This window comes from Sphingobium sp. CFD-2 (assembly GCF_024611135.1).
GTDB classification, from domain to species: domain Bacteria; phylum Pseudomonadota; class Alphaproteobacteria; order Sphingomonadales; family Sphingomonadaceae; genus Sphingobium; species Sphingobium fuliginis.
In genome coordinates this window covers 2844302-2859771 of sequence record NZ_CP084405.1, presented here as the reverse complement: position 1 = coordinate 2859771, position 15470 = coordinate 2844302, and the positions used below count along the sequence as shown (strand labels likewise).

15 protein-coding genes and 1 tRNA gene are annotated in these 15470 nt (G+C 65.3%); 8 read left to right on the top strand and 8 right to left on the bottom strand.

Annotated elements, in window-relative coordinates; genetic code table 11:
• Positions 1-102: 102 nt before the first annotated feature.
• The gene (locus tag LDB29_RS14135; protein WP_025551111.1) at positions 103-2217 is read right to left on the bottom strand and encodes a TonB-dependent receptor domain-containing protein; all 2115 of its coding nucleotides are present in this window, start codon (positions 2215-2217) and stop codon (positions 103-105) included.
• A 127-nt stretch (positions 2218-2344) separates the two neighbouring features.
• Positions 2345-3259 (bottom strand): LysR family transcriptional regulator, encoded by a 915-nt coding sequence (locus LDB29_RS14130; protein ID WP_025551109.1) that lies wholly within the window; start codon positions 3257-3259, stop codon positions 2345-2347.
• Between the two features lie 110 nt (positions 3260-3369).
• Between LDB29_RS14130 and LDB29_RS14125 the strand changes: the two genes are divergently transcribed.
• The 7 genes from LDB29_RS14125 (at position 3370) to LDB29_RS14095 (ending at position 9129) form a co-directional block, all read left to right on the top strand.
• Positions 3370-3443 (top strand) — tRNA-Gly (locus LDB29_RS14125).
• Positions 3444-3470: 27 nt separating this feature from the next.
• Positions 3471-3665 carry a DUF4169 family protein gene (locus tag LDB29_RS14120; protein ID WP_025551107.1) on the top strand — a complete coding sequence of 65 codons (195 nt, stop codon included), beginning with the start codon at positions 3471-3473 and terminating at the stop codon, positions 3663-3665.
• 179 nt (positions 3666-3844) lie between these two features.
• Positions 3845-4783 carry a hypothetical protein gene (locus tag LDB29_RS14115; RefSeq protein ID WP_255308952.1) on the top strand — a complete coding sequence of 313 codons (939 nt, stop codon included), beginning with the start codon at positions 3845-3847 and terminating at the stop codon, positions 4781-4783.
• A gap of 159 nt (positions 4784-4942) precedes the next feature.
• Positions 4943-6160, top strand: a complete 1218-nt coding sequence (locus LDB29_RS14110; protein WP_025551103.1) for an argininosuccinate synthase — start codon at positions 4943-4945, stop codon at positions 6158-6160.
• Between the two features lie 174 nt (positions 6161-6334).
• Positions 6335-6985: an EF-hand domain-containing protein gene (locus LDB29_RS14105; protein ID WP_025551101.1), complete on the top strand. Its 651-nt coding sequence runs from the start codon at positions 6335-6337 to the stop codon at positions 6983-6985.
• Between the two features lie 72 nt (positions 6986-7057).
• A complete protein-coding gene (locus LDB29_RS14100) occupies positions 7058-7777 on the top strand; it encodes a response regulator (protein ID WP_025551099.1) in 720 nt (239 codons plus the stop codon).
• Entirely contained in the window at positions 7774-9129 is a 1356-nt protein-coding gene (locus LDB29_RS14095) for an ATP-binding protein (RefSeq protein WP_099186367.1), read from the top strand. Before LDB29_RS14100 ends, LDB29_RS14095 begins: the two co-directional genes overlap by 4 nt.
• 425 nt (positions 9130-9554) lie before the next feature.
• Here LDB29_RS14095 and LDB29_RS14090 read toward each other — a convergent pair whose 3' ends face one another.
• Together LDB29_RS14090 and motA are read right to left on the bottom strand one after the other, a co-directional pair.
• On the bottom strand, positions 9555-10610 hold the full coding sequence (locus tag LDB29_RS14090; protein WP_099186366.1) for a flagellar motor protein MotB: 1056 nt from the start codon (positions 10608-10610) through the stop codon (positions 9555-9557).
• Positions 10611-10613: 3 nt separating this feature from the next.
• Positions 10614-11477 (bottom strand): flagellar motor stator protein MotA, encoded by an 864-nt coding sequence (motA, locus tag LDB29_RS14085; protein WP_007682571.1) that lies wholly within the window; start codon positions 11475-11477, stop codon positions 10614-10616.
• On the opposite strand from motA, the gene LDB29_RS14080 reads away from it, so the two are divergent.
• A complete protein-coding gene (locus tag LDB29_RS14080; protein ID WP_128830725.1) occupies positions 11476-11712 on the top strand; it encodes a hypothetical protein in 237 nt (78 codons plus the stop codon). The two genes, motA and LDB29_RS14080, sit on opposite strands and share 2 nt — an antisense overlap.
• On the opposite strand, the gene LDB29_RS14075 is transcribed toward LDB29_RS14080, so the two are convergent.
• The 4 genes from LDB29_RS14075 to LDB29_RS14060 are packed head-to-tail and all read right to left on the bottom strand — an operon-like array spanning position 11705 to position 15457.
• Entirely contained in the window at positions 11705-12550 is an 846-nt protein-coding gene (locus LDB29_RS14075) for a flagellin (protein WP_025548605.1), read from the bottom strand. The genes LDB29_RS14080 and LDB29_RS14075 overlap by 8 nt on opposite strands.
• A 17-nt stretch (positions 12551-12567) precedes the next feature.
• Complete coding sequence (flgK, locus tag LDB29_RS14070; protein WP_025548604.1) at positions 12568-13908, bottom strand: flagellar hook-associated protein FlgK; 1341 nt, start codon at positions 13906-13908, stop codon at positions 12568-12570.
• Positions 13905-14219, bottom strand: coding sequence for a rod-binding protein (locus LDB29_RS14065; RefSeq protein ID WP_025548602.1), 315 nt, complete (start codon positions 14217-14219; stop codon positions 13905-13907). Before LDB29_RS14065 ends, flgK begins: the two co-directional genes overlap by 4 nt.
• Positions 14219-15457: a flagellar basal body P-ring protein FlgI gene (locus tag LDB29_RS14060; protein ID WP_244968622.1), complete on the bottom strand. Its 1239-nt coding sequence runs from the start codon at positions 15455-15457 to the stop codon at positions 14219-14221. The genes LDB29_RS14065 and LDB29_RS14060 overlap by 1 nt, the downstream gene beginning before the upstream one ends.
• Positions 15458-15470 lie beyond the last annotated feature (13 nt).

Below are 15470 nucleotides of genomic sequence, written 5' to 3'. Positions count from 1 at the left end.
CCGCCCTTATACGCCCGCCGGCGCATCCGATCGAGTTTCGCCCACCCCTGGTCCATCCGCGCCTTGTAACGAAATCGTCACATTGCGCAATCAACCAGGTTATCAGATCGACAGGCGGGCCGTCAGGCGGATGTCCCGTCCCGCCAGGGGGGCGTAATCCTTCAGGAAACTGGCCGCCCGCCGCGCCTCCACATCGAAGATGTTGTTGGCGGAAAGGGTGATGGTGGTCCGGTCGTTGCCCTTGAGCGGCTTGAAGGAGAGCGAGGCGTTGACCAGCGTGAAACCGTCGGTCGGCGTTTCGGTGTCCGCGATGCGGTTCTGGGCGAAGCTACGCTCGACCTCGCCCCGCAGGCTCAGCCGGTCGCCCTGCAATTCCACGCCGCCCAGCAGGCGGAGCGGGGGTATGCGCGGCGCCGGACCCGATCCGATGATGGTGGCGCGCACATAGTCGGCCACGCCATCCAGGTTGAGGGCATAGCCGCCGATCTGCCCCAGCTTCACCGTGCCTTCCGCCTCAAAGCCGAGATAGCGGGCATTCGCCTGCAGATTCTGGTAGCAGGGGAAATCCAGCGGTTCTCCGCCATTGGCGGCCATGCAGACGCTGTCGTCGGCCAGCGTATCGTAGATATAGCCGTCGAACCAGTTGTGATAGGCGGAAAGCGAGAGGGTATAGCCATTGCCCTGGCCGCGCAGCGTGCCTTCGATGCCCCAGCTCTTTTCCAGCCCGAAATCGGGATTGCCGAGTTCAAAGGCCTGCGTTCCGGCATGGTTGCCGCGGGCGAACAGCTCCTCGGCCGAAGGAGCGCGCTCCGTGCGGGACAGGTTCAACCCGACCCGCCAGCCAGGAGCGAGTTCCTGGCTGATCCCCAGCGAACCGGAAAGTGCATTGAAGCTGCGATGATAGGCGGGATTGAGCAGCGTCTCGTCCGCATCGGCCCCGACCCGCGTATGTTCATAACGCCCGCCCAGCTCGATCCGGGTGGTGCCGAGGTCGAAGGATTGCAGCGTGAAGAAGCCCAGTTGCTCCGTCTCGTTGCGCGGCAGGAATTTTTCTTCCCCCACCACGTGGAAGTTGCGTGCAAAGAACTGCGCGCCGATCGCGCCGTCCCAGCCGCCGCGCCTGGCCTGAACCAGTTCCAGCCGGGATTCGATCGACTGGTTGTAGAATGTCGTGCCGACCTCGCCCGTCTCCTCTATCTCCTGATGCTGATAATCGGCGAAGCCCGCGCGCAGGCGGATCGATTCCAGGAAGCCGCCATTGACGGGCAGTTCGGCGCGCAGGTCGGCCCGATCCTGCTTCATGTGCAGCCGCACCTTTTCCGCTTCGCCATCGGGATCGAGCGAATAGCGGACCGGCACGCCGTAGAAATTGTCGGTATGCGCCACCGAAAAGCCCAGATTGCCGCCATCGGTGATGAGCGCCGCGCCGCCCGCCACCTCCCATGTCCGCGCCGCGCTGTTGGGCAACTTGTCGCGCAGGGTGGCAAGGTCGCGGATTTCCGGATCGCTGCTGGCGTTCGCCTGGGCCCGCAGGGCGGGGGTCAGGATATAGCTGCCGGTGTCCAGATCGCCGCTCTTGGAATAGCTGCCGTCGAAATGGACTACGAACTTGTCACCGATGGGGGCCTCGATCTCGCCCGATCCAGTGCGTTCATTGGCTGCGCTGCCATGGGTGGCGATGCCGTCGACGTGGATCGGTTCGTCCGGCACGCGGCGGGGGATGCGGCTGTCGATCACATTGACCACGCCGCCAATGGCGGAGGAGCCGTAGAGCAGCGCCGCAGGGCCGCGCAGCACCTCGATCCGGTCGGCGGTGAGGGGGTTGATCGCCACGGCATGGTCGACGGAGGTGTTCGACACGTCGAAGCTGCCGATGCCGTCGGTCAGGATGCGCACGCGCTCGCCCTGGAAGCCGCGCAGCACGGGGCGGGAAGCATTGGGACCGAAGGAGGTTGCCGAGACGCCTGGCTGGTGCGCCAGAGTGTCGCCGATGGTGGGGCGCAGCGCCCGGGTCAGTTCTTCGCCGGATACGACCGACGTTCCTGAAAGAATATCGCCCTGCCGGCGTGGAATGATGGCGGTGACGACGATGTCCGCTCGTTGATCATGATAGGCTTGGGGCGCCGCGTCGGCAGGTGCGTCCTGAGCAAAGACGGGAAGGGCGGCAGACAATGCGGAAAAGGCGCAACCGGCACGCAACAGTGCGGAACGATACATTCGGTTCGTCATCCTTCAATGGGAGGAGATGCGCTCTCCTATCTGAAATGATATAGCATATCAATACTGCTTGGCGCGGGATCGATCGCTTGCCCGCGAAATCGGCTCAGCCAGTCGCAGCGGATGATCAGAGAAAGAGGAATTCCGCCAGCGCGGCAGCCGCGGCCGGGCTTTCGGGGCGGAGAGCCTGCCGCACTTCGATGGCCGGGAGCGGACGTTCGAGCGCGATCCGCCTGATCCCGGTCATCCGGCCCAGATCGCGGGCAAGGGGGCCGAAGGCGGCGAAGCAGCCCGCCCCTTCGCGCAATATGGTCATGATGTCGAACAGATTGTCGGTCTCCAGCACCGGATCGCCCAGCCGGACGCCGCCGCGCAGCAGCGCCTCGTCGATGATCCGCCGCAGGCCGTTGCGCGGCTCCATCGCCAATGTCGGCATGGCGGCAAGCTCTCCGGTCGCAACGCTGTCGCGGCGGGCGAGCGGATGGTCCGCGCCGGCATAGAGGTTGATCTGCTCCGACCAGCCATAGCGGGAGGATGGCTCATCCGTCTCGCCCAACGCATAGAAATAGGCGATGTCGGCCTTTCCCCGGCGGAGCGTCCAGGCAGCTTCGTCGGCCAGGTGGATCGTCAGGTCGAGCGTGATGGCGATGTCGTCATTCGCGGCCTCGAACGCGGCCAGCGCTTCCTGGAAATGGCCGAAGACCGGGGCGGGCGCGGCCAGGACGATGCTTTGCCGCGATGGCGCCGATTCCGACGGAGGGGCGGCGGGGATCATGCCATCCGCCTGATCGACCCCCCAGTTTTCCGGCTGATCCTGCGACAACAGGGTCATGGCCTCCGCCGTTTTCCGACCGGCGGCGGTCAGGCGGGGGGCGCCGGCAAGATCGTCGAAGAGGCGGTAGCCCAGACGCAGCTCCAGCGAGGCCAGATCGCGCGCGACATCATCGGGTGTGATCCCCAGATCGCTGGCGCAGCGTGAGAGGCTGCCCGATGCCACCATCTGCGCGAATATATCCAACTGGCGCAGGGAAGGCGTGGCCATGGCCCCTGATAGTGCAAATATCGCGCGGGGTTAAGGCCGATATTGGGTGAATATCGCTTTGGCATATTGACGAAGGCCGCCCAAAGATGGCAGGGCGCTCAGCCTGACGGGCGGGTATAGCTCAATGGTAGAGCACTAGCCTTCCAAGCTTGTGATGCGGGTTCGATCCCCGCTACCCGCTCCATCCCCTCAGGGAGGCCCGTCCACGCCCATGGGCGACATCGTCAATCTACGACAGGCGCGCAAGGCGAAGGCTCGGGCGGACAAGGAACGCCAGGCGCAGGGCAATCGCATCAAATTCGGTCGCACGAAGGCGGAACGTCTGGCGCAGTCAGCGGAAGAAGAACGGAACAGGCGGCTGATCGAAGGCGCGCGCCGTGACAATAGGGATGATAGTCCCAAATAATAGATCGCTGATTCTGAACCACAGGCAAGAATATAAAGACTAAAACATCATCCATCAAAATGAACGAATGTTCATATTGGCCATGTTCGGATCGTTTCGTCGGCCCTTTGGCTCGCTTGATCGGGAATAGCCTTCAGGCTTTGCGCTGAATCGTGAGGCTCGCGGGTTTGATCATGGCTATGACTGGAAACATTCGCTCACTTCGCCCCGCCAGGGCCGCGATTGCCGCTGTTCTGGCTTTCAGTTCGCCTCCGCTGCTCGCGCAGACCATCGTGCCGCCGAGCCAGCCGGTGATTGTCAATCCAGCCGCGGAACCGGAGCAATCGCCGGCTTCGTCCGCTCCAGCATTTGCGCCCGCTCAGCCTGTGGTTCAATCGACGCCTTCGGTCGAACAGCGGCTGGATGCCGCCATTGCGGCGTCGCAGGCGGAGGAGAAGGCGCAGACTGCGGTAGCGGCTCCGGTGGAGCGGCGCGCACCAAGGCCAGCGACCCGAACGGCAGCGCGGACCGAGCCTGTCGCGTCCCCGCAACGCGCTACGGCCCCGGTACAAAGCGAAGCGCCTGTCCCGGCGCCTGTACAGGCGGCCGCTCCGCCGGCAGCCGCCGCTCCTGTCAGGCCGGCGCCAGTTCCTCCGTCGCAAGCCGGGATCGATCCCGCGCTGCTTTGGGCGCTGGGCGGCGGCTCGCTGCTGATGGCGGGCCTCGCGGGCGCTGCCCTGTTGCGCAGGCGCAAGCGTCGTGAGGAGCAGTGGGAAGGCCAGGAGCATTGGGAGGGCGAGGTGATCCAGCCCATGCCTGCGGCACCAGCTCCCGCCATGCCGCTGATGACGCCACCGCCCGTGATTGCTCCTGCGCGGAGCGAGGAGGAAAGCAGCTTGGAAGCGATGGTTGCTGCGCCGCCCAGCCCGGAAAACCCGTTCCGAACCCACGCCAAGCGCATGACTCGCGCAAAATTCCTCCTCGCGCAGCGGCAGAAGCAGGCGGCGACCCCGGCGGCGGAGGAAACCATGGCAGCGCCGCCAGTATCGGCCAGGCCCGCGCCTGCGGCCACGCAGACGGTCTATCGTTTCGGTTCCGACCGGCGCCGCGACAGCGTCTTCAAGCCGCGGACGAGCTGAGCCCGATTCGATTCCTTGAGGGAAGGGGATGCCGGTTCCGATCGGCATCCCTTCGTCATGCGATAGTTCCGCCGTTGCGGTTGCGTTGGATCGCCCGGCCTGATACCGGCCCGCCGGTAATTGCATGGCCGCCCAGGCCCGCTTCAAGGAAAGTTGCCCATGTCCGACCAGATCAACCGCATCGTTCTTGCCTTCTCAGGTGGGCTGGATACCAGCGTGATCCTGAAATGGCTGCAACAGACCTACCAGTGCGAGGTGGTGACCTTCACCGCCGATCTGGGACAGGGCGAGGAACTGGAGCCCGCCCGCGCCAAGGCGCGTCTGATGGGCGTCAAGGAAGAGCATATCTTCATCGATGACCTGCGCGAGGAATTCGTGAAGGACTATGTCTTCCCGATGATGCGCTCCAACGCGCTTTATGAAGGGCTTTACCTGCTCGGCACGTCCATCGCCCGGCCGCTGATCGCCAAGCGGCAGATCGAGATCGCGAAGCAGGTCGGGGCGGATGCCGTCAGCCACGGCGCGACCGGCAAGGGCAATGACCAGGTGCGCTTCGAACTTGGCTATTACGGCCTCGCGCCCGACATCAAGGTGATCGCACCCTGGCGCGAATGGGACCTCACCAGCCGCACCAGGCTGATCGAATTCGCTGAGAAGCACCAGATTCCGATCCCCCGCGACAAGCGCGGCGAAAGCCCATTCTCGACGGACGCGAACATGCTGCACACCTCTTCGGAGGGCAAGGTGCTGGAAGATCCGTGGGAAGAAACCCCGGACTATGTCTATTCGCGCACGGTGAATCCGGAGGATGCGCCCGACGCGCCCGAATATATCACCATCGATTTCGAGCGCGGCGACGGCGTGGCGATCAATGGCGTCGGCATGTCGCCCGCGACCTTGCTGGAAACGCTCAACGACTATGGCCGCAAGCATGGCATCGGCCGCCTCGATCTGGTCGAGAACCGGTTCGTCGGCATGAAGTCGCGCGGCATGTATGAGACGCCGGGCGGCACCATCTACCACCTCGCCCATCGCGGGATCGAGCAACTGACGCTCGACCGGGGGGCCGCGCACCTGAAGGATGAACTGGCGCCGCGCTATGCCGAACTCATCTATAACGGCTTCTGGTTCTCGCCCGAGCGCGAGATGCTGCAGGCGGCGATCGACTTCAGCCAGGAGAAGGTGACCGGCACGGTTCGCCTGAAGCTCTACAAGGGCGGCGTCTATGTCGTCGGCCGCAAGTCGCCCTATTCGCTCTACAGCGAGAAGGTCGTGACCTTCGAGGACGATGCGGGCGCCTATGACCAGCGCGACGCGGCGGGCTTCATCAAGCTGAACGCGCTTCGCCTGCGTCTGCTGGGACGCCGGGATCGTTGAATTTGATTGTCGTTCCCGCGAAGGAGGTTTGGAACCGAAGCCAAGCCTCCGCTCGATACAAATTGCGACATTTTATCGGGTGACGTGACAAAATTGCGGGACAAAATTCCCCGATAAGCATCCGCAAGGACGGCAGCGCGCCGTTCGTGACAGACGCTTTGAAGGAAGATTTCCATGATCCGCAAATTCATGACCACGGTGGCGCTGGGCTCGCTGTTCGTCGGCGGGCTTGCTGCCTCGCACCTTGCTTTCGCTCAGGACGACAGCGCCGGACCGCGCGGCGGTGGCATGCTGATGATGGCCGACGCCAACAAGGACGGCGCCGTCACAAAGGTGGAACTGACCGCCGCCCTCGAAGCCCGCTTCGCCAGGCTGGACGCCAACAAGGACGGCAAGCTCGACCAGGCGGATCGCGACATCCTCCGTCAGCGGAGGCTCGATGAACGCTTCGCCGCGCTGGACACCGACAAGAATGGCCAGATCAGCAAGGCGGAATTCGCCGCCGGGCATCAGGGCCGGGACGGCATGCACGATCGCATGGGCAAGCCCGGCGGGCCGGACGGCCATGGCTGGGGTCATCGCGGTTGGGGAAAGCATGGTGGCGGACAGTATGGTGGGGCACAGGGCATGCGCGGCGGTTCGGGCGATGAAATGAAGAAGGACGGCACCATCACCAAGGCCGAATTCATGGCCCGCCCGCTCGCCATGTTCGACAAGGCCGACGCCAATCATGATGGCAAGGTGACCGCCGATGAGATGAAGGCGGCGCGGCAGGCCTTCCGCGACGGCTGGCGCGACCGCAAGGGGCCGCCGCCCGCCAATTGAGGCAGGGGTGAAGGCGTCGATTGCGCGCCTTCGCCCTTCCCACCCGCATCCAGCCATGACAAGAACCGGACCATGAGCGAACGACCCCATCTGCTGCTCGTCGACGACGAGCGCTCGATCCGCGAGCCGCTGGCGCAATATCTCGGCCGCAACGGCTTTCGCGTGACGGCCGTCGAAAATGCGTCGGAAGCGCGGATGCGCCTTAACGCCAACGCCATCGACCTGGTGATCCTGGACATCATGATGCCGGGCGAGGACGGGTTGTCGCTCTGCCGCCACATCCGTGAGACCAGCGAGATTCCGGTGATCCTGCTGACTGCGAAATCGGAGGAGACGGACCGTATCGTCGGGCTGGAAATGGGCGCGGACGATTATGTGCTGAAGCCCTTTTCCCCGCGCGAGCTGGTCGCCCGCATCAAGGTGATCTTCCGCCGCGTCGCGACCGGCGGGCAGCGGGTCACGGCCCCCGATGGCGCAACCTATGCCTTCGCCAACTGGCTGCTCAAGACGCAGGAACGCACGCTGGTCGACGGCGAGGGGGTGGCGTTGCCCCTATCCACGGCGGAATATAATCTGATGCTGGCCTTCGCCACCCGGCCCAATCAGGTGTTGAGCCGCGACCAGTTGCTGGACATCACCCAGGGGCGGGAGGCCAATGCCTTCGACCGGGCGATCGACAACCAGATCAGCCGCCTGCGCAAGAAGATAGAACCGGACCCGAAGAACCCGACCCTCATCAAGACGGTCTGGGGCGGCGGCTATACCCTGTCCGCGGATGTGCGGAAGCTGTGAGGCGGCTGCGCCTTTGGCCGCAGAGCGTCGTCGGCCAGATCATCATCCTCGTCGCGCTGGCGCTGTTCGTGGCGCAGGCGATCAATTTCACCCTGTTGCTGCGCGAGCGCCAACGGATCGAGCTGACCGCGCAGACCGCGCCGGGCGTCTATCGCATCGTCGACGCGCTCGACAACCGGCCGGACCGGCGCGGCGGCGGCGAGGCGGATCGGCGGGGAAGGGTGCGCTTCCTGAATGCTGCCCCGCCCTTGCCGGGGCAAGCCCGGCCGGACGTCGAGCGCCGCGCGAGGGCGATGTTCGACGATGTCGGCCTTTCGGTCCGCTCCATCCGTGCGGCTGAGCAGCCGCAGCTGCTGCCGCTGCGGCGCTGGGACAATTTCCGCATGCGCGCGGCCGGCGGCAGGCATGATCATGTGCATATGACGCGTCTGGCGATGGCGGTCGAATATCAGCCGGGCAAATGGGCGCTGACGCAGACGCGCATCGGGGACCGGCCGCCCCGCTTCGGCGGATGGCTGGTGGGGCAGACGCTGATCCTCTACGCGATCGTGCTGCTGCCGCTGCTCTGGGTCGGGCGCAGGCTGGCGCGGCCGTTGAAGCAGTTGACCCTTTCGGCGGAGCAGTTCGCCCGCACCGGATCGGCCGACCCGGTGGAGGAACGCGGCCCCGGCGACGTGCGGCAGCTCACCATAGCCTTCAACGCGATGCGCAGCCGCATCTTTGCGATGTTGAACGAAAAGGACCGGATGCTGGGCGCCATCGGCCATGACCTGCGCACGCCCCTGGCCTCGCTGCGCGTGCGCGCCGAATCGGTGGAGGACGAGGGCGAGCGCGCCCGCATGTCCGAGACGATCGACGAGATGAACCGGATGCTGGAGGATATTCTCTCGCTCGCCCGCGCGGGGCGCAGCAGCGAAGCCCGGCAGAAGGTCGATATGTCGGCGCTGGCGGACGCCGTGGTCGAGGATTTTCTGGAACTCGGATCTCCGGTCGATCTGGCCGACAGCGATCGCGCGGTCGCCAATGTGCGTCCGCAACAGATTCGCCGCGCGCTGCGCAACCTGATCGAGAATGCCATCGTCTATGGCGAGCGGGCTCATGTCTCGGTCGAAAGAGGGGATGGCACCATCCGGCTGATCGTGGCGGACGATGGACCCGGCATATCGGAAGACCGGATGGAAGAGATGATGGAGCCCTTCACCCGGCTGGAGGGCTCGCGCAATCGGGACACTGGCGGGGCCGGCCTGGGGCTGGCGCTGGTTCGGGCGATCATGACCGAACATGGCGGCGCGCTGAAGCTCGCCAACCGGGCGCAGGGCGGATTGGAAGCGAGTCTGGTCCTACCGGCCTGAAAATGGCGATTTTCAGCCGAAGTTCACAGTGTATGCGCGCGCATGCCCGGGCGCGCGTAGGCGCGTCGCGCAATGCGTCGGACGTTTCAAAGAGGGGTGGGCGATAGGCCGGCCGGCGGACAATAGGACAGGCCGAATTGGGTCATGTCGGGGAAATAGGATATTTTGTCAGGAGTCTGTTGCGCTTGAGTCACATGCTCCTGCGGGGGGCTTGGCGCAAGGTCGGGAGCAGAATGGCTGGAAATTGGCCAATCCAAGACATTCCCCTCCCGTAAACGGGAGGGGTTAGGGGTGGGCGCGAGCGTAGCGAGCTTCTGACTTAGCCGTTGCAAAACAGCGCAGATGCCGCGCCAGCCCACCCCCTAGCCCCCTCCCGCCTGCGGGAGGGGGAATGTCCGCAATCCACCCAAGGCAGCCGGGTCGGTTCAATGCTTGCCGGGCTTGTTCGACGTCCCCGGTGCTGTCGGGTTGATCAACTGCGCGCCTGCGGGGAGGCTGGTGCCGCCCATGTCGAGCTTGCGCGCTTCGGTCCGCGCCATGGTCATCGGGTTGTCGCGTTCCTTGATCGCGGCCCTGGTTTCGGCGTCGGGCTGTTCGTCCGCATCGCCGTCGTTCGCGCCGCGGCTCCACCCCAGGATGATCGACATGCGCCGGTTGCGCGGGTCGTAGACGTCGCCCTTCGCGAAGGGTTCGCGATCGGCCACGCCCTCGATCCGGGCGAAGCGGTCGTTGCCGATGCCGCTGGCGGCGAGCGCCTTGCGCGTCGCTTCGGCGCGGGCGGAGGAGAGCATCCAGTTGTTCATCGTCTGGCCCGCGCTGTATGGCAGGCCGTCGGTGTGCCCGCGCACGATCAGCGGATTGGGCATGGTCCCGATCGTCGCCGCGACCTCGTTCACCAGTTCCCGCGCCTGCGGCAGCAGGCGGTCGGTGCCCATGGCGAACATCGCGAAGTCCGCCTCGTCTATCAGGTCGATGCGCAGTCCTTCGCGCGTTTCGGTGAAGCGGATGTTCTTCAGCAGCTTGCGGATGCCCTGGCGGCGGGCCATGCGCGCCTCCAGTTCCTTCCTGATCGATTCGAACTTCACCCGGTCGGCGGCCTTGGTGGCCTTGCCGCCCTGGTCCTTCGTGCCCGATGCGTCGCGCGGGATGGTGATGGCGAGATTGCCCTGACCGCCCGTGGTCGGATAATTTTCCTTCGCCGTCATGCTGTCGCCGCCGAACATGCCGTTCGACCCGGCCGAACCTTCCTTGAGCTGCACCAGGGTCGGCGTGAAATAGTCGGCCAGCCCCTTGCGCTGCTTTTCCGTGGTCGCGCCCAGCAGCCACATCAGCAGGAAGAACGCCATCATCGCCGTCACGAAGTCGGCATAGGCGACCTTCCACGCGCCGCCATGATGGCCGCCATGACCGTCGACGACGATCTTCTTGACGATGATCGGTCTGGGTTCGGGCTCGTTCGCGCCGCGCTTCTTCTCGGCCATGGCTTATTTGCCCCGCATGCCGTCGAACACTTCGGCGAAGGCCGGCTGGTTCGCATGGGTCAGGCTGGAACGCGCGGCCTCGATCACCAGCGGCTGCGGATGGCCGTGCAGGGAGGCGACGATGATCTGCTTGACGACATGGTACATGGACCCGTCCGCCTCGATCACGGCGCGGCAGCGGTTGGCGAAGGGATTGACCATGCCATAGGCGAGCAGAACGCCGAGGAAGGTGCCGACCAGCGCCGAACCGATCATGCCGCCCAGGATCGCCGGGGGCTGGTCGATCGAGCCCATGGTCTTCACCACGCCCAGCACCGCCGCGACGATGCCGAGGGCAGGCAATGCGTCCGCCAGCCCCTGGAGGTTGTCCGCGGGACGCAGCGCTTCATGATGATGGGTCTTGAGCGCATTATCCATGACTTCCTCGACCGCATGGGGATCGAGCGTGCCGGAGGAGACGACCACCAGACGCAGCGTGTCGCTGATCAGGTGGATCAGGGTCTTGTCGCCCATCAGGCGCGGATATTCGGAGAAGATGGTCGAGCTGGCCGGGTCCTCGATATGCGGTTCCAGCGCCACGGGCCCTTCGACGCGCAGCGTCTTCATCAGCTTGGAAACGAGGAAGATGCAGTCGAGAAAGTCCTGCTTCTTGTATTTCGGCCCCTTGAACACCTTGCCCAGGCCGCCGCCCAGCGCCTTCAGGTCGGACCCCGAATTGCCGATGATCAGCGCGCCGACGGCCGCGCCGCCGATGATGATCATTTCATGTGGAAGCGCGTGCAGAACCGGGCCGATGTCGCCGCCTGTAAAGATGAAGCCGCCGAACACCATGGCGAGCAGCACGACCAGGCCGATGATTGCGAACATGATTATCCCCGAAATTCTGCCCGAAGGCGCCGTCTTGATCGAAGCATCGCATGAAAGACGCTCTCGATTGGTTAATACGGCTTGGCGATGCCGTGGTTTAGGGCGCGACCGAAAAATCGATGGCGATGTTTCCGGGCGAAAGATCCTTCTGTTTCGGAAGGTTCGTCCAAGCCATGGCGTGTTCCTGCCCGGGCAGGAACATGATGCCATGGGATCGCTTCAGGCGCCTATTTGATCAGGTCGAACAGGGTCTGCTGGTTGATCCGGGCGAAGGCGGACTGCGCCGCCTCAAGCTGGAGCAGCTTGGCCGATACCGAGGAGATCACATCCTGCAGGTCGGTCGATTCCAGGCCTGCGCGCCGTTCCTTGAGGTCGAGGTCGACATTGGTGAGGCGCGTGCCGATCACGTCCAGCCGGTCGCTGCGCACGCCCTGCTTGGTCTGTTCCAGGACGATGTGGTTCTGGGCCGCCTTGATCGCGTCGAGCCCGGCCGCGACGTCGCTGTCGGTCCCGCTTTGCAGCGCGGCGATGCTCTGGCCCAATATGGCGTCGAGCGTCATCGGCGTGCCGTTGACGTCGATCCCTTCGGACACTTCCTGCCGCGTGCCGACCACCGCGAGGTTGAGGCCGCGGCTGACCGGGACCAGCACGCTCTGCCCATCGTCGAAGGCAGGTACGCCGCTGTAATCCTTCTGGTTCAACAGCGAATCGATGGTCGACCGGATCGTCGTCATTTCCTGGACGATGGCCGTCTTGTCGGTCGTGCTGAGCGATCCGTTGCGGGCGCGCGTCATCAATTCCTGCGCGCGCGTCAGCAGGGAGTTCATCTCGCCCAGATTGGCCTCCGCCGTGTTGGCGCGGGCCGTGCCGGTGCTGATATTCGACTGCCAGGCGGCCTGTTGCGCCTGCGCCCGGCCGATGTCCGACACCTGCACCCAGGCGAGCGCGTCGTCCGACGGCCTGTTCAGCGTCTGGCCGGTCGAGATGGCGGTCTGGCCATCGACGATGTCCTGCGACAATTTCTGCTGACGGCGAATCTCGGCCAGAAGGATCTTGTTGGTGATGCCGACCATGGTCCCGTTGCTCCCGTTCAGATGATCTGCAGAATGGCGTCGACGGTTTCCTTCGCGACCTGAAGGATCTTGGCGCTGCCCGAATAGGCCTGCTGGATGCGCAGCAGTTCGGCCGCCTCCATGTCGAGGTCGACGCCGCTTACCGCTTCGCGGGCGGCCACGGCCTGGTCGCTGCGGTTCTGCGCCGTGGTCTGCTCCGCCTTGGTGGAGGAAAGCAGGTTGGCGTGGGTGGCGATCAGGTTGGTCCAGCCCTGTTCGACGCTGCCATTGCCGCGCAGCACGGTCGATACGGTCAGCAGATTGCCGTTGGGCGTGCCGTCGGCGGCCTTGGTCGCAAGCTGCGCCGGGTCGGTGATGAGGGCGGCGACGGTCGCAGCCGTCGTTCCGGACAGCAGCGGCGCGCCCGCCGCGCCCGGACTGCCGTTGGTCAGCCCCTGCGCATGCCAGTTGTTCATATTGGCGACGAACTGCTGCGCCAGCGTATCGAGGCTGGTGCGGCGCTGCGACACCGTGCCGGCGGCGGAGAACAGCCCGCCCAGCGTGCCGCTCGTCGGCGCGGCCAGGGCGGCGCCGCTGCCGGTCGCAAGCGCCAGCGTGCCGTTGGTGTTGACGGTGAGGGCCAGCGGCGTGGCGCTGCTCCCCTGCACCAGCGTCTGGCCGTTCAGCGTCACCTGCGCCTGGTCATGCGTGCCGAAACCGATGTCGATGTTGAGATTGGTGGACAGCGTGCCCAATGCCGCGTCGCGGCTGTCGAGCAGTTGCGCATAGGCCGATGTGCCCGGCTGCGCGCGCAGCAGGCTGTTGTTGATGTCCGCGAGGGCGGAGAGGGCCTGGTTGATCGTCGTCACCGAAGCCTGCGCCTCGGTCGCGATGCCGCTGGACACCTGCACCAGGTCGGCCGAGGTCTGGTTGAAGGCCTGGGCGACGCGGCCGATGCTGTCCAGCGTCGTCACCCGCAGGGAGTTGTCGGTGGGGCTGGCGGCCAGCTTGTCCATGTTCTGGAACATGCCCGTCATGAGCTGGCCGATGCCGGTTTCCGTGTCGTTGAGCGCCGTTTCCGAATCGGTCAGCCAGCGCATCCGCGCGACCGCGCTGCCAAGCTGCATGTTGGTGTAGCGCACCGTCGCGTCGAGATAGGGATCGGTCGCGCGGTTGACGCTCTTGACCTCCGTCCCGCCGAAATTGGCGCGGGAGATGTAGACGGCCATGGTGGCGGTGGACGAACCGGATTCGATGGTCGTCACCGAACGGCGGGAATAGCCCTCCGTGCTGGCATTGGCGATATTCTCGGAAATCGCGGCCATGGCGGTCCGATAGGCCTTGGTGCCCGATGCGCCGATGATGAAGAGATCGCTCATTCGGCCTTATCCGCGGCATTTGAGCCGGCAGGCGCGACGGCTTTGGCGCCGAACTGGCGCATCAGCATCTCCGCTATGCCCAGCGTGCCGTGGCTCGCCATGCTGTCGGCGGTGCGGGCGTCGGCCATGTCGCGGAACTGGTCGGTGGCGCTGGAATCGCTGATGCCCTCCGCCAGGCTGGCCGAGCGCATCGCGCCCATCATCTGGCGCAGGAAGATCGCCTCGAACTGCTGCGCCGCCTTTTGCAGCGCGGCCCTGTCCTGCGTTCCGCCCGCCGGAGCCGTCGTTTCCGAAGTCGCACCAATCCGCATCACAACACCACCAGTTCAGCCTTGAGCGCCCCTGCCTGCTTGAGCGCTTCGAGGATCGCGACCATGTCCGCGGGGGAGGCGCCGATGGCGTTCACCGCTTTGACTATATCGGCCAGAGAGGCTCCACCTTTAAAATTAATCATCGGTTTCTTTTCCTGATCGATCGAAATCGAACTGGATTGCTCCACCGCCGTCTGCCCTTGCGAGAAGGGGGCGGGCTGGACGATGCGGGGGGATTCGTTGACGCTGACGGTGATTTTCCCGTGCGCGATGGCGGCGGGATGGATCTTCACCGCGCCGTTGATGACGACGGTGCCGGTGCGGGCGTTGACGATCACCTTGGCCGGGGCGTCGGCGGGCGAAATCTCGATATTCTCGATCATGCCCATCATCATGATGCGGTCGGTGGCGCCCGGCGCGGCGTCGATGGTGATCGACACGGCGTCCACGGCCTTGGCGCGATGGTCGCCATAGGTGCGGTTGATGCCGTCCGCCACGCGAAGGGCGGTCGTGAGGTCCGCTTCGGACAGGTTGAAGGTGAGGGTGGGGGCGGTGTCGAAGCCGGTGGCGACGGCGCGCTCCACCGTCGCGCCGCCCGGGATGCGGCCGGCGGAAGGAATGTTGACCGACACCTGGCTGCCGTCCGCGCCCGACACGCCCAGGCCGCCGACGGCCAGATTGCCCTGCGCCATGCCGTAGATTTCATTGTCCGCGCCGCGCAGGGGGGTCATGATGAGGGTGCCGCCGCGCAGCGACTTGGCCTTGCCGAGGGCGGAGACGGTGACGTCGAGCCGCTGGCCGGGCTTGGCGAAGGCAGGCAGGTCCGCCGTCACCAGCACCGCCGCCGCATTTTTGAGAGCCGGGTTGATGCCCTGCGGCAGCGTCAGGCCGAAGCGCGAGACGACGCCCTTCATGCCCTGCGTCGCATAGTCCAGGCTGTCGTCGCCCGTGCCCGCCAGGCCGACGACGATGCCGTAGCCGGTGAGCTGGTTGGGGCGCACGCCCTGGAAATTGCCGAGGTCCTTGATCCGCTCCGCATGGGCGGGGGCGGCGAGGAAGGTGAGGGCGGTGAGAAGGGCGAGTATTACGCGACGCGCTAAACGCTTGCCCAACCACACGCCGTCATTCCCGCGAAGGCGGGAATCCATCTCCCGACGTTGCACCAGACGCGAGGTCCGGAGATGGATTCCCGCCTGCGCGGGAATGACGAAGTTGGGGAGGCGGGCGAAGGACGTCATGGCGTGCATGTCC